This window comes from Oceanisphaera submarina, from assembly GCF_046521305.1.
In the GTDB taxonomy this organism is placed as follows: Bacteria; Pseudomonadota; Gammaproteobacteria; order Enterobacterales; family Aeromonadaceae; genus Oceanimonas; species Oceanimonas submarina.
In genome coordinates, this window is the sequence record NZ_JBKGFN010000010.1 from 1 (window position 1) to 14,965 (window position 14,965).

The following is a 14,965-nucleotide window of genomic DNA, read 5'->3' on the forward strand; positions in this document are numbered from 1 at the left end:
CGGTGGTGACTGTACCACCTTAAATGGTGTCCGGGATCATTGAACCACTACATCTCTGGCCCAAGTCGTAACTGCCCATTTCCATATATACCGCGCCCAGTAATGTACATGGTCTGAAATCCATCTCCATAAAACCGTGCGCCTGCTCTCCCAGACTGATGGCATCATTCCAGCGTTCAAGGTCGCGTTTTACGCCACCGTGCGTGGTGCAGAGTGCCGACTTAAGCTTTGAGGATTTCAGCTGATCAACTTTAATCGGGCTCAATAATGTTTCTGCCGCTCTGGCTTGATTACACTTACGGTAGTGACTGCTGGCATTAACAGCCATCCAGGGATCTTGGGTTTTCTTGAATTCTTCCGCGTAAAAAACAGCCTCAAGTTCGTGAAAGGCTGAACACAAGGCATCTGTGTAGTATTCCTCTGCCTCTGTAGACAGCCAAAGAATATCCGCATCGGTCAACCGTTTTCCTGTATCAACCCGGCGCAGAATGCTCATCAATTGAGCGAAAAAGTCTTCTTCAATAAAGATATCAAGGTCATATCGGTCCCTGAGCTTTTTATTCTTAAGCTTGGCAATATATCTAGGGTCTTGCTCCCTCGCCCGGTGAGCGGCCTCTGCTTGCTCGGTAGCCAGTTTCACTCTGGCCTGTCGTGCGATATCTCTAGCTTGTTCCTCTGTTTCCCTCGCTATCCTCGATTCCAGTGCGGCTTGCTGTCGCTTAACTTGCTCGGCTCTCGCCGCTTTTTGAAACTCATCAACCGTTGAGCAACCTGTGAGATGTAGATACAGGGCTTCAAGCCCCTGATTTTTCAGATAGCCGAGAGTAAAATCGGAGAGTGATTTACCTTGCTGAAGTCTTTCAAAAATTTTCCTAATTCGCGTGGCAGGGATATGCGCTCCTGGCAAGTCATCGACGAAATAGTAAAATGCTGGATCATCTGGCTTTAACTCATTCATTAGTTCACCCTCCTATCGGCCGATTCAGGACAGGCTTGCGCTTCTCTGATTTGTCGCTAGAAAGTCGGTGTGCCTGAGTCGACAACATTTATTTTTATTCAAGTTAATATAAATAATATCAACCCCATTAAATATTTGAGCATCTTTGGGTGTGGAACGACAGAGGTAACAGGTGACTCTGTAGCATCAAGGAGGGCAAAGGGATCTGCTCCGCCGACCATCACATGACAGGGACGTTATGTGCTGAGCGTCACATGGATGTGCTTGAAGCGGGTCGGTGGAGCAAACTCTTTGTCCGACATTGATACAGAAGTAAAATAAAGCATTTGTTTAATGGGATAGATATTAGGCATCAAACGAGGAAAGCACATAATCGCCAGATCAGCATCTACTTATGGTGCGAATTTCATACCAACAAAAAGCCCCGCTTGAGCGGGGCTTTTTGTTTCAGTCCAGCTGGCTGCGTAGCCAGTTCAGTACCTGAACATAGTTGACCGGCAGCAGGGGTTGCAACTGGTCCAGGGCAGTTTTGGTGTCCGCATGGTTGTCGAGGCAGAAGTTGATGTGACCCACCTTGCGACCGGGACGCACTTCCTTGCCGTACCAGTACAGCTCGGCACCGGGCACCGACAGCCAGGCATCGTTGCGCTCGGTACCCACCAGGTTCACCATGACGCTGGTGTTTTTAACGGTGGGCTGCACCAGGGGTAACTTGGCCACGGCACGTAAATGGGCCTCAAACTGACTAATGTTAGCACCGGCCTGGGTCCAGTGACCGCTGTTGTGTACCCGTGGCGCCAGTTCGTTGATCAGCAGGTGTTCGCCGACCCGGAAACATTCCATCGCCATCACGCCCACATAATCGAGGTCGTTCATCAGCTTGCCCAGCATCTGCTCGGCTTCGGCCTGCAAATGCGCCAGTCGCGCCAATGGGGCCACAGACCCCAGCAGAATGCCGTTCACATGCAGGTTCAGGGTCAGTGGATAGAAGAAGCACCGGCCATCGGCACCGCGCATGCCCACCACCGACATTTCTTCGTCGAAGTCGATGGCTTGTTCGGCAATGGCCTGCTCGTGCCAGTCGTCGGGAATGGCGTCCAGGCCCGGCTCACGCAGCCAGTGCTGACCACGGCCGTCATAGCCGCCGGTGCGGCGCTTGAGCAGCACCCGCTCGCCCAGCTTCTGATGCAGTGCTTCGGCGCTGGTGGCGGTTTCAACCAGCTGCCAGGGCGCGGTGGCGAGATCCAGCTTGTCGATCAGCGACTTCTGGGTGAAGCGATCGGCCAGAATGGGGAACGTCTCGAGGTTCACAAAGGCCGGATGGGCGGCCAGCTGACGGGTAGCGACGGTGTCCGGCCACTGTTCCCGCTCGGCGGTCACCTGCTCGTGGGGCTGCAGCGGAAAGGTCTCTTCCGACTCTATATCCACCGGACGCACATCAAGATTCAGCGGCATGCCGGCGTGTTTCAGCATCTGGCCCAATTGGCCGGCGCCCAGTACCCAGATACGACTCATGCTTCCTCCCGCGGGTCGGGGTTGCTCAACACGGTCTCGGTCTGAGCCTTGCGGAAGGCCTCCAGCCGCTCGGCCAGGGCCGCGTCGTTGTTGGCCAGGATCTGGCACGCCATCAGGCCCGCATTGAAGGCACCTGCCTCGCCGATGGCCAGAGTGCCCACCGCCACGCCCTTGGGCATCTGCACGATAGACAAGAGGCTGTCCATGCCGTTCAGCGCCCGGCTTTGTACCGGCACACCCAGCACCGGCAAGCGAGTCTTGCAGGCCACCATGCCCGGCAGGTGGGCGGCACCGCCGGCACCGGCGATGATGACTTCAAAACCGCGGTCTACGGCCTGTTCACCAAACTCCATCAGTCGGTCTGGGGTGCGGTGCGCCGACACCACTTCCACTTCATAGGCGACCTGCAGTTTATCCATGATTTCCGCGGCACCCTGCATGGTGGGCCAATCGCTCTTCGAGCCCATGATGACGGCAACTTTTGCTTGCATGACTACTCCTGTTCAACAGCGTTTTAACGACATTCAAACAATGTCTAAAACAACGTTCGGCATTTTGGTGGATCCGGGGGAGCGCGGATTATAACGAAAGGGGGGGGTGGCGGCTAGTCGCCGATGGGGCAGGGGGTGGACATAATCCGGACGTCACGTTAAGGTACTGCGTCCTCACAAGTAAGCGTCACGTATACCTAGGAGGTGTCCGCCCCATGTTTGGTGCCATCGAAGCATTACCTTAGTCACGACCATCAGTGTCGTCGACCACACATCACCAGGCTATCGCCAACGTCTCTAAGTCATTGTCTTATTTATTGCCGATCCGTTTCTTACGGGATCTCCGCGTCCGTTGCCGCTAGCCAGGTCGTCTAACCAACGCCAGTTCAGGTGCCATTCATCCGGTGTCTGTTGTCTGTGCGTCTGTCTGCTCATCCGAGTAAATGGAGATGAACTTGGAACTCTATCAATTTTCCAGCACCACAGTGTTGCTGTTGCTGGCCGCCTTCTATGGCGGAACCTATCTGATTACCACCTTTATCAAGAAAGAACAGGAAGATACCGACGCCTTCATGGTCTCCAACCAGAGCGTCGGCTTCGGCATCGGCGCGGCCAGCATGACCGCCACCTGGATCTGGGCGGCCTCTTTCTACGCCGCCGCCACCTCCGGCTATACCTATGGCGTATCGGGCCCCTTGCATTACGGCCTCTGGGGCGCGCTGATGATACTGTTCATCTACCCTTTCGGTCGCCGCTTCCGTGCCCTGGCCCCCAAGGCACATACTCTGGGTGAAATCATTCACGCCCGCCATGGCTCTTCCAGCCAGCTGATCCTGGCGTTGTCCAACCTGCTCGGCAGCATCATCAGCCTGATGGTGAACTTTACCGCCGCCGGTGCCCTGGTGTCGGTGCTGTCGCCGCTGTCGTTTCAAACCGGCGTCATCATCGCCGGCGCCGGCGTACTCAGTTACACCCTCTGGTCCGGCTTTCGCGCCTCCGTGCTCACCGACTTTGCCCAGCTGATCGCCTTGATGGCCATTGCCATCATCATTATTCCTGCCGTGCTGTTCGCCATGGGTGGCCCGGCCGAAATGCTCAATGGCTTTGACAAGCTCAGCCTGCAACAGGCCAACCTGTTCTCGACCGACGCCATTCTCCATCAGGGCGCGCCTTATTTCGTGGCGGTGCTGGCCTATGCCATCGGTAATCAGACCATTGCTCAGCGGTTGTTTGCGGTGAATGAAAAACACATCAAACCCACCTTCATCACCGCCACCCTGGGTTACGGCGCCATCGTCATCGGTCTGGGCATGATAGGCCTGATGGCCCTGACCACAGGGGTGGAACCGCTGAACGGCGACATGAATAACCTGATCCCGCAGATGGTGTCTTCCTACCTGCCGCCGGTGTTTATCGGGCTCTTCTTTATTCTGGTGATCGGCTCCCTGTCGTCCACCGCCGACTCGGACCTGTCGGCACTCTCGGCCATCATGATGGCCGATGTCTATGGCAAGAACATCGCCAAAGGCAAGGCCGACCCCAAGCGCATGCTGCTTATCGGCCGTCTGACCATGGTGGTTGCCACCATGATAGGTATCATTTTCGCCAGCTTCTCGTTCGATATTCTGGTGATGCTGGTGTTTGTAGGCGCGCTGTGGGGCGCCATCGTGTTCCCGGTTATCGCCAGCTGCTTCTGGAACCGGGTGACCAACAGTGCCTTTACCGGCTCGGTGATTGCCGGCCTGCTGATGTTCTGCGTGGCCCGTTTCGAACTGGTGCCGATGACCGGCGCCATCGCGGTGCTGTTCGAGCTACTGGCCAGTATCGGCGGCGGTGTGGTGATCGGCCTGATGGTGTTTGGCTTCTTCGGCACTCGTGCCGGTTTTGTGGCCGGTATTATTGCCGGAGTAACGCTGATGTTCTTTGCCACCGGCTTTCTGCGGGAATACACGGTGCTGCTGTCATCTCTGGTGGCCTACGGCGTCAGCACCCTGGTATGTGTGGCCGTGAGTCTGCTCGGCCGCGAGCAGTTCGACTTCGACCTGATTGCCCGGCGGGTCGGTCACTATGACGACAGAGCCGATATCAAGCCCCGCGCCGGTAAGGCCAGCCTGAATTCCCCTCGTTTTGCCAAGGAGTCCTCATGAACGAACTGATGTTAGGCGCCTATATTCTGATCTGGCCCGCCCTCACCCTGTGGATACTGTTGCTGATTTGCAAGGCTGTGCTCAAGGATGTGGGCGAGGCTAAAAAAGAAAACCGCGATCTGGTGTAGTCACCGGTTTCACGGCCGATAACACAACAAAGGCGGATCTCGGGGCCCGCCTTTTTCAGTCATGTGAGTCGCGAAGGATAAGGAGCCCTTCCCGGTATCACGAGATAATCTGCACCGGATAATTGATGTAATAGCCCTTGCCGTACACGGCCTTGATACTCAACTCGCTCTCGATGTTTTTCAACTTGCGCCGCAGACGGTACATCAGGGTTTCGAGCCGGTGGTTATCGTATTCGTATTCCTGATAACCCAGTGATGAAATCAGTTTGCTTTTACTGACCGGGTACAGTGGCTGCAACGCCATCACCCTGAATACGGTGTATTCCTGAGGCGTTAACGGTATGTCCCCGGCGTTGGGTGATATCAGACTCTGCCGTTCGATGGATAAGGACAGCGGCTGCTCGTGCCGCTGCGGTTGAGGCCTCCGCCTCAATACGGCACAGAGATTGGCCAGTATTTCGTCTGTCATCACCGGCTTGGTCAGATAACAGTCGGCTCCGTCGAGCAATCCCTTTATTCTGAACTGGCTCTGCACCATGCCGGTCAGCATCAGAATGCAGCTGTGCGGCGCTTCTTTCCTGATGCGAGTCAGGGCATCAAAACCACTGCCATCAGGCAGCCTGGCATCCAGAATAATGGCATTGGGTCTGGTATTGGCCAACGCGTCCCATAACTCGGACAAGGAGTAACAACTGGTCACCCGGTATCCAGCTTTGACCAGGGCGTCTTTCACGGTCCGATTCCAGTCGGAATCGTCTTCTACGACAAAGATAGTGATCATTACCCATCCCCATGAGTGTCGGCTGTCATCACAAAATCCATCATCCCCGACCCTGTTGATAATACCGGGTTAGTGTCATTCTGATACCATCGTTGCAGGAAAAGACAGGGTGAACACGTTCCCTTTTTTATGACAGGAAGAAAAGCCGATAGACCCGCCCAACGACTCTACGGCTTCCCAGGTGAGTGTTAAACCTACCCCTTTTTCCAGGTTGTCGATGGCAGGGCCGTTATCGTTCACACCGAGGTAAAGCCGGTCATTTTCCGTCCAGTATTCTACCTGGCAGCGGGTGCCACCGGGACTGTGCCGAATCACATTGCTGATCAGATTGCCGATGATGATCTCCAGTATGCCGCCGTTGATTTTCCACTCCTGCGGGGAAGAAGATGCCACTCTGATATCATGCTCGTGGCATGTGAACTGAAAGTTGGATACCACCCGCTCCAGCAGGGAGCCGATATCTGTTGAGGTGGCATCTTTTTTAGTCAGCTCGAGATGGAAGCTGGTATCAATATATTGATCAATCATCTGTTCCAGCCTGGCCGCACTGGTTCTTATTCGCTCCATGCTTCGGGGCTGACAGGAAACGGCGCTGTCCAATTCATTGCATATGATACTGATGGGCGTACGGAAATCGTGCGTCAACAGCTTGAAAAACCGGCTTTGCAGCTCCCTGAACCTGACTTCGTAGTTCAGCTTGAGCTCGATTTGAGCCAGCCTCTCCGAATTCAGTTTAAGGGTGTAGATTTTGTTGGTCATGGCCAGATAAATAAACAGCGCATGGATGATAATGGTGAAGTTGATCGAAAAAAGAGTGATGTCGTTTACCGGCAGTATTCCGAAGCTTCTCAGTATTGTAAGAATGGACGCCGTATTGTGTATCAGAAAGGCCACCAGATACAGCCTGGCCGCCTTTTCTCCCTTGATGCTCATGACCATTGCCATGGCCGTGATGTAAACCATAAGAAAAAGAAATACCAATTGCAGGCTGGCCGATACCAGGGCGTAATGGCCGAGGTACAACAAGCAGATGGAAACCATCGCAGCCAGCCAGCACAGACCCCGGGTCCACTTCCACAGTGTGGGATAGTGCAGCTGAAAGTTGGTGATGCGAATCAGCTCGACCCCCGCCATCAGGGTCAGACACATCATCAATGCCATCATATCCAGTTGCGAGATGGGTCCAAACGATATATTCATGCTTTTCGCCCATCCCTGAGCGATGAAGTGAACACTGGTGCTGGCAATGACATAACAGGAGTAAGTCAGGTATATTTTTTCTTTTATGGCGATGCCCGTAAGCAATGTCATCAGCGCGAGCATGCCCAGGGTGCCATAAAAGAACATGAAGCCGGTCGCTGCCTTTGTTTCCTTCTGGTGATAGTCGCCGGCGGGATAAAAAGACAGCTTGAGAGCCTTTGACGAGCGACTGTCCAGGATCAGCAAAAAATAATGTGTCCCCCGCTCCGCCATGCTCAGGTCGAATACAGGATACCTGAAATCGTTACTACTGCTCTGGGATGAGACGGCCAGCCCGCTGGTCTGAGCGTCAGATTTGCGGTTCACTCGGGCACCGTCGGAGAGCGGCTGCAGGGTGACCTTTTCCAGAAAAGCCGGCGATACTTCAAGGATCAGATGTTTACCGTCGTCACTGTTGTTTGTCAGGGTGAGCAGAAAAAAGTCCGGCCGGGGGCTGAATCCGGCAGACCAGGGCAGCGTGACCTCCGCACGAGGAAGTTGCCTGATAAACGCCCACCTTCTGTTTTCTTCCGCTATCCCGGTTACCCGGATCTGGTCTATTCGATATCGGGAGTCAAGAGGTCCGGCCGCCTCGGCCAGGGCCAAATGGCAGTAAAAAAAAGCAACCAATGCCATGATCAAAGACAACCTGTCAGGCTGAAGGCGTGCTGTGATATTGCTGATGATGGGCATGGTTGACGGTTTCAGGCTGCTGACAATGAAAGATTCCAAATGAGACTAATCTGAAAAGAAGTCGATCTTATACGTGTTATTCAACAGTAGGAAGCACAAACAGGAAAACAACAAAAAAACCGAGCCCGGAACCGGACTCGGAGAGCAGACAGAAAGGGGACATCTACTGAAAAACGGGCGTCGGCTCCGGGGCCTTTTCCGGAGGTACTGCCTCCTTGAGCAATCCACCGGCCGGGCCGGGCCTGCCCAGCAGATAGCCCTGCAAGGCGTCACAACCCAGCCGGGTCAGCAGTGCCTGCTGTTCCGACGTTTCTACGCCTTCGGCCACGATCTTCATGTCCAGCGTCTTGCCCAGCGCAATGATCGCCTGAATGATGGCTTCATCATCGTTACCCTGCGCCAATTCGGTAATAAAGCCGCGGTCGATTTTCAGCTCATTGGCCGGCAGCCGTTTGAGGTAGAGCAGGCTGGAGTATCCCGTACCAAAGTCATCGATGGAAATGGACACGCCCAGAGCAGACAGTTGGTTCAGTACCTTCAGGCTGGCCTCTGCATCGCGCATGGCGGTGGACTCGGTGATCTCAAGTACCAGATGTGAAGGCGCCAGCTCATGTTCTTCCAACGCCGTGCGCACCACATCCACCAGACTGGTATGCTCCAGTTGCACGGCAGACAGGTTCACCGCCACACTCCAGTCGCCATGCCCCTGATCGAACCAGACTTTCATCTGCCGGCAGGCCTCGTTGATCACCCAGTTACCGATCGGGACTATTAACCCTGAGCTTTCAGCCAGCGACAAGAAGCGATCCGGTGTAAGAAAGCCGTGGGTGGGGCTTTGCCAGCGCAACAAGGCTTCCAGCCCCGTCACGGGACCGTCCGGCGCCACCATTTTGGGCTGATAATACAGCTCCAGCTCGTCGCGGTGAATCGCCTGGCGCAAATCCTGCTGCAGCTGCATCTGCAGGCGCACGTCGGTGTTCATATTCGGTTCGAAAAAACGGTAGCCGTTGCGCCCCTGCTTTTTGGCGTGGTACATGGCGGCGTCGGCATTCACCATCAGCTCGTGTTCGGTCTTGCCGTCATGGGGATAAATGGCAATGCCGATACTGGTCGATATGTGCAGCGGGAGGCTCGAAACATGGTAGGGTTCTTCTATCATCTCGATTAACCGCTGGGCCAGCACGGCGGAATTTTCAGGTGAGCCGGGTTCCATCAAGAGCACAAATTCGTCTCCGCCCAGCCTGGCAGCCGTGTCTTCTTCTCGCGTAACCTGCATCAGACGCTGTGAGACTTCTTTCAACAACAGATCGCCAACATGGTGACCATGCATGTCGTTGATGGCCTTGAAGCCGTCCAGATCCAGAAAGAGCACCGCAAACTCGCCATTTTTTCGTTCGGCCCTGCGTATGGCCTGATCCAGCCGGTCGTTCAGCAGAATACGATTGGGTAACCGGGTAAGATTGTCATGCAAGGCCAGCTTGATCAGCTCGTTATTGGCCTGGTCCAGCGAGTTGGCCAACCGATCCGTGCGTACATCCAGCATCGAGACAATCAGCGCAATGGCAAAAACGGACAGGCTCACAATAATCACCAGCACGGCGAGCCACTTGGTATCGATGCCGCTGTTGGCCGCACTGCAGAAGCTGTTAAGCGGAAATTTCGAGGCGGCCATCCCCGTATAATGCATACCGATAATGGCACACCCCATCACCAACGCCGCGCCCATACGGCTATAAGTGGCCCGCTTGACCTCCTGGCGCAGCCGAAAGGCCAGCCACAGGGCGGCCACCGAGGCCAGAATGGCGATAACGATGGACAGCACAAATATCCAGGGCACATAAATGATGCGTGGTGTCATCAGCATGGCTTCCATGCCGGTATAGTGCATGCAGGCAATACCCAGCCCCATCAGTACACCGCCCGACACCAGTCGCGCCCAGGGCAAGGTGTCCTTGCAGACCAGATAAAGAGCCAGCGCGGAGGACACCACGGCGATGAGCAATGAAACCAGGGTAAGGGGTACGTCATAGCCCAGTGTAATGGGCAGCTGAAAGGCGAGCATGCCGATAAAGTGCATCGACCAGATGCCAAACCCCATGGCGAAGGAACCGCCAATCAACCACAGCAGGGCGGATCTGCCCGAGGTGCTGGACACTCGGCTGGCCATATTCAGCGCCGTGTAAGATGCCAGAATGGCGACGATGACGGAACAGACCACGAGTGCCTGATTGTAGCTGCTTGATAACATCAAAAACCTGTTTTATATAAATGTCACTGAAAATGAGCAGTGCCCTGGATCTGAACGAGAAAGCCCGTTACTGCGCCCCCCTACCCCAGAGTCTCGACGGCAGACACCACCTGATTGGCACCGGCCAGAATGTCGTCGAAGATATCCCTGACCTGAATGATTTGTTGCCGGGATTGTTCCGAATAGGCGTCAATCTCGAAAATGGACTCAATAACGTCCTGGGTAACGTTTCTGTTCTGGGCCACGATAGCGGCAATGTCTTCCGTCGCCCCGGTAGTTCTGGATGCCAGTTGCCTGACTTCGTCGGCCACCACGGCAAAGCCCCGTCCCTGCTCACCGGCTCGGGCCGCCTCTATGGCGGCATTCAGCGCCAGCAGGTTGGTTTGATTGGCGACACCGCTTATCGTATCCACAATATCGGAAATGCTTTTGGCCTGCTCATTCAGTCTGTCGAGCACCGCTTCCGTTATTTTGACTTTATCGGCAATCAACGTCGAGGTATTCATGGCCGAGGTAATGGCGTGCCGGCTGTTCTCTATTTCACCGGCGGTTTGCTGTGCCATTGTATGCGCAAGCAGAGCGGCCTGCTCTATTCTGTCGTCCTTCAGCACCTGTTCGGTGATATCGCTGGCAAATTTTATGACTCGAATCACCTTTCCATCGGCGTCCTTGACCGGGTTGTAAGTCGCCTCCAGCCAGATAGGCGAACCATCACGCCTGAATCGCCTGAACCTGCCGGAGTTGAACTCGCCGGATGCCAGCGATGACCAGAAGTCCGGGTGCTCATGATAAAAATCACTGTCGCACAGAATGCGGTGGTGACAGCCCTTGAGCTCGGCGAGCCGATAGCCGGTGGCTTTCATGAAATTCTCGTTAGCGGCCAGAATGTCCCCTTCCGGGCTGAACTCGATAACAGCCATGGAACGGTCCAGAGCCTGGCTCACGGCGGTGTGGGAGCGCAGGCTGAGGGTGTCCCGGGTCACGTCTGCTGCCACTTTCAGTATTCTGTCTACCCGGCCGGCAGCGCCCTTTACCGGGAAATACGTTGCTTCAAGCCAGACTTCCCGACCGGAGGCATCAAACCGGCGAAAGGTGCCCCGGTTGGACTTTCCTTCTCCCAGGCGTTGCCAGAACGCCTGGTAATCTTTCGTGTTTACATAATCCTGATCACAAAACATGGCGTGATGCTGACGGGTTATCTGGGACAGACGATAACCCGTCAGTTCCAGAAAAAGAGGATTTGCATCCAGGATGATACCATCGGGACTGAACTCGATGACGGCCACGTGGTCCGAGATGGCCGCGATAATGCCTTCCCTGTCGGACAGTGATTGCCGCAATGATTCATTTTCAGCTTTTATTTTCTTGAAAAACATTTTTCTCTTGCCTGTTTTATTTGTTCCGTGAAGTCGTCGCCAGCTGAAACGACCCCACCCGTAAAATGGCTCGCATGCTAACAGGCCAGGAAACGGGAAGGCTCACCAAAACTCACCGTCAGAGACGAAGGTGCCATTACTGCAACCTGAGGTGTACTCCCGGTGTACAAAGCAGACATCCCCCGGATGTGAGGCGTCAAAAAAACGGCATGAAGGCAGGACCAATCGGGTGGCTCCGGGAAGGTGACACCCGCCTTATTCACCAGGCTGGCGGGCCTCCTTGGGAGTCATGCCAAACCGGCTCTTGAAGCTGCGGCAAAAATGAGCCTGATCGCTGAAACCCCATTTATAGGCGATATCGGCCAGGGTTCTGCCGGTGCCGCTGCGACGGATGTCGGCCACGGCTCCCTGCAGGCGTATTTCGCGGATCCACTGGCTGACACTCAACTCCTCGCCCTGGAACAGCTTGTGCAGGTAGCGGGTAGAAATGCCGCAGGCCGCCGCCACCTGCTCCGGATTCAGATTCGAATCACGGATATGTTCACGAATATACTGCTCCACACGCTGCAGGTGTACCTGGCGCAGACTGCTGTCTTCACTGGCGATGGCGCGCCGATCGCCCTCCACTGCCAGTGCGAACAGCTCTATCAGCTGGCGCAACAGGGGCTCAGCCTGGCGGTCGTCCAGATAGGCCACCTGCTGGGTGATGCTGCGGAAAAAATCGAAGAACACGGCACCCAGGCCCTGGCTGCGATCGAACTCGCTGAACAGATAGCGTTCGGGTAACCGCAGCCGGGCACGCAGCAAAACGTCGGGCACCCGCAGCACCCACAGGCTGTTGTCGTTCCGATACTCGAATTGGTAGGGTTTGTCGCTGCGCTCCAGAATGAAGTTGCCGGGTCGGCAACGCACACTGCGCCGATCCTGGCTGAAATGTACTTCCTGCCGCTCGGGAATGGTGATGAGGAAATGATTATCGCCGTGCGGCTTGATGTGCTGCCGCAGACGTTGGTACTGGGTGGGGGAGCTGCTCAAAAACGAAATGCCGAACGGCGCCACGTCCCAGTTCCACAACTGCCCGTAAAAGCCCTGCCGCTCGGTGAAACGCAGGTCCAAATCGAAATAGGTGCTTCCTATCACCTGACGCCAGTAGTCTTGCCGTTCCGTTACCGGCAACAGCGTGGTGAGATGGCATAAGTGCATGCTCGCTCCTTCGCAAATCCATTGCGTCCTGGCCAAAAAACCGCCGGCCATGTAACCATGGTCCGGCGGCAACCTCAAGAATACGAGTGCTGAAACGAGACCCTCAGCTCATTCGGGTCAGGCGATAGCAGTTGTTGGCCTCCAACACCAGGCACCAGCCCGGACGCACCACTATGTTGGTGGTCGGCTCTTCCACCACCGCTGGTCCCATTATCTCCAGCCCCACATCGAGCCGTTCGCCGCTGTAAACACCGGTTTCAATCCAGTGGCCGTCGGCGTCGAACAGCATGGGTCTGTGACCCATCAAGGCGTCGGCCAGGGTACGGCCGGTGGCGACCAGCTGCTGCACCGGCGGCTTGCTCACCTTGCCGGTGAGGGTAGATTCAATGTTCACCAACTCCACCGGGTTGTTCGGCTCGCTGTAGGTATACAGCTCTTCGTGGCGGCGGTGGAAGGCCTCGAGCAGGCCATCTATCGTATCGGGAGTAATGTCGCCGCCGGGGAGCTCGACCGGGCATTCGTGGATCTGCCCCTGATAGCGCATCTCCACGCTGCGCGACAGGCTGATGTCGCCCGGGTGGAAGCCGTCGGCCAGCAGATGCTCGGTGCCCTGACTCTCCAGCTCGTGAAAACGCTCGTTGAGCAGGCCCAGTTCCGCCTCCCGGTGGATAGGCATGGGCTCCGAGGCCAGGTAGTTGTAGCGCACGTCCGAGATGATCTGGCCGAAGGCGCAGAACACGGAAGCCACCTTGGGCACCAGCACGGTACGGCTGCCAATTTCCTCGGCCAGGGAGCTGATGTGCATGCCGGCTGCGCCACCGGCGCAGACCAGGGCGAAGTCGCGCGGATCATAGCCCCGCTCGATGGAGACCCGACGAATGCCGTTGACCATGTTGAGGTTGACGATGGTGCTGATGCCGTAGGCCGCCTTTTCCACGCTGATGCCGAGCGGGTCGGCCACGTGTTTTTTCACCGCCTGCCAGGCCGCATCCCGGTTCAGACGAATGGTGCCGCCCAGCACGGCGTCCGGGTTAAGGTAGCCGAGCACCAGGTTGGCGTCAGTCACGGTAGGACGGGTACCCCCCTTGCCGTAACACACGGGCCCGGGGGTCGCGCCCGCACTTTCGGGGCCCACCTGCAACATGCCGAACTCGTCCACCTGACAGATGGAGCCGCCGCCGGCGCCCAGGGTTTCCACCTGGATCATGGGCACGCCGATGCGGTAGCGCAAAAAGTCGATGTCCTTGCTCAGGTTGGTGTGGCTGTCTTTGGTCAGGGTGATGTCGAACGAGGTACCGCCCATGTCCACCGTGATCACGTTTTCGATGTCGAAGGGGCGCGCCACGTAAAGACCGGCCTGGGGCGCCGAAGCCGGGCCCGAGTTGATGGCGTTGACGGCCCTGCCCTGCATGGCCTCGCCGATGGCCAGGCCGCCGTTGGACTGAAAGTAGCGCACCGGATATTTGGCGCCCAGCTTCCTGAAGTACTCGTCGATGCGCTCCACATAGCGGCGCATTACCGGGCTCAGGTAGGCGTTGACGACCGTGGTGGAGGTGCGGCTGTATTCGCGGATCTGCGGGTACACCTCACTGCCGGTACACACGAAGACCCCGGGCAGCAGCTGCTCGATCAGCTCCTTGGCTCGCCGCTCGTGGGCCGGGTTGCGCACCGCCCACAGGAAGGAAATGGCCACGCTTTCGACCTGCTGCTCTTTGAAATAGGCCGCCGCGTCGATAATTTGCTGCTCGTTGAGCGGGCTGTACTCGGTGCCGTCGGCCAGAAAGCGGCCGTCTATGCCCCGGCGCAAATGGCGCGGCACTATCATGTGAGCCGGGGGGAAGTCGGCTTCGTAGCGATAACCTTCTTCCTTGTGGCCCAGTCGAATTTCTATGCTGTCTTCGTGGCCCGTGCTGCACAGCAGGCCCACCTTGACCCCTTTCTTCTCGATTAACGCATTGAGCGCCACCGTAGTGCCATTGATGCACAAATCGCATTCCTGCACTATCTGGCTCACCGGCTTGTTGAGCGACTCGGCAATCTGTCCCAGACCGTGGTGAATGGCAATGGTGCCGTCCTCGGGGGTAGAGGGGCTCTTGAATACCCGAATGTTGCCGTCGTTCTCGGCCAGTACGAAATCGGTGAAGGTGCCGCCGGCATCCACGCCCAGACGATATTTGCTACGCATA

At 56.3% G+C, this 14,965-nt stretch carries 11 protein-coding genes; 2 read left to right on the forward strand and 9 right to left on the reverse strand.

All coding sequences use genetic code 11. The annotated features are described in order from the left end of the window. Positions 1-19: 19 nt before the first annotated feature. The 3 genes from ACLEIV_RS10705 to purE form a co-directional block, all read right to left on the reverse strand. Positions 20-958, reverse strand: a complete 939-nt coding sequence (locus ACLEIV_RS10705) for a hypothetical protein (RefSeq protein WP_410456636.1) — start codon at positions 956-958, stop codon at positions 20-22. Between the two features lie 447 nt (positions 959-1,405). Further along, on the reverse strand, positions 1,406-2,473 hold the full coding sequence (gene purK / locus ACLEIV_RS10710) for a 5-(carboxyamino)imidazole ribonucleotide synthase (RefSeq protein WP_410456637.1): 1,068 nt from the start codon (positions 2,471-2,473) through the stop codon (positions 1,406-1,408). Further along, a complete protein-coding gene (purE, locus tag ACLEIV_RS10715) occupies positions 2,470-2,964 on the reverse strand; it encodes a 5-(carboxyamino)imidazole ribonucleotide mutase (RefSeq protein WP_189618486.1) in 495 nt (164 codons plus the stop codon). Before purE ends, purK begins: the two co-directional genes overlap by 4 nt. 449 nt (positions 2,965-3,413) lie before the next feature. Here purE and ACLEIV_RS10720 point away from each other — a divergent pair, with 449 nt between their 5' ends. Together ACLEIV_RS10720 and ACLEIV_RS10725 are read left to right on the forward strand one after the other, a co-directional pair. Beyond that, a complete protein-coding gene (locus ACLEIV_RS10720) occupies positions 3,414-5,111 on the forward strand; it encodes a sodium:solute symporter family protein (protein ID WP_410456638.1) in 1,698 nt (565 codons plus the stop codon). Further along, the gene (locus ACLEIV_RS10725; RefSeq protein WP_410456639.1) at positions 5,108-5,239 is read left to right on the forward strand and encodes a putative transporter small subunit; all 132 of its coding nucleotides are present in this window, start codon (positions 5,108-5,110) and stop codon (positions 5,237-5,239) included. Before ACLEIV_RS10720 ends, ACLEIV_RS10725 begins: the two co-directional genes overlap by 4 nt. Before the next feature lie 97 nt (positions 5,240-5,336). Here the strand turns inward: ACLEIV_RS10725 and ACLEIV_RS10730 are convergent, their stop codons facing one another. The 6 genes from ACLEIV_RS10730 to capA all read right to left on the reverse strand — a co-directional run bounded on the left by ACLEIV_RS10730 (position 5,337) and on the right by capA (position 14,964). Then, positions 5,337-6,020, reverse strand: a complete 684-nt coding sequence (locus ACLEIV_RS10730; RefSeq protein WP_410456640.1) for a response regulator transcription factor — start codon at positions 6,018-6,020, stop codon at positions 5,337-5,339. A 75-nt stretch (positions 6,021-6,095) separates the two neighbouring features. After that, positions 6,096-7,895: a sensor histidine kinase gene (locus tag ACLEIV_RS10735; RefSeq protein ID WP_410456641.1), complete on the reverse strand. Its 1,800-nt coding sequence runs from the start codon at positions 7,893-7,895 to the stop codon at positions 6,096-6,098. 220 nt (positions 7,896-8,115) lie between these two features. After that, entirely contained in the window at positions 8,116-10,200 is a 2,085-nt protein-coding gene (locus ACLEIV_RS10740; RefSeq protein WP_410456642.1) for a putative bifunctional diguanylate cyclase/phosphodiesterase, read from the reverse strand. 80 nt (positions 10,201-10,280) lie between these two features. Continuing rightward, positions 10,281-11,576 (reverse strand): methyl-accepting chemotaxis protein, encoded by a 1,296-nt coding sequence (locus ACLEIV_RS10745; RefSeq protein ID WP_410456643.1) that lies wholly within the window; start codon positions 11,574-11,576, stop codon positions 10,281-10,283. Between the two features lie 255 nt (positions 11,577-11,831). Beyond that, positions 11,832-12,779: a helix-turn-helix domain-containing protein gene (locus tag ACLEIV_RS10750; protein ID WP_410456644.1), complete on the reverse strand. Its 948-nt coding sequence runs from the start codon at positions 12,777-12,779 to the stop codon at positions 11,832-11,834. Positions 12,780-12,882: 103 nt separating this feature from the next. After that, entirely contained in the window at positions 12,883-14,964 is a 2,082-nt protein-coding gene (capA, locus tag ACLEIV_RS10755; protein WP_410456645.1) for a caprolactamase subunit alpha, read from the reverse strand. Position 14,965 lies beyond the last annotated feature (1 nt).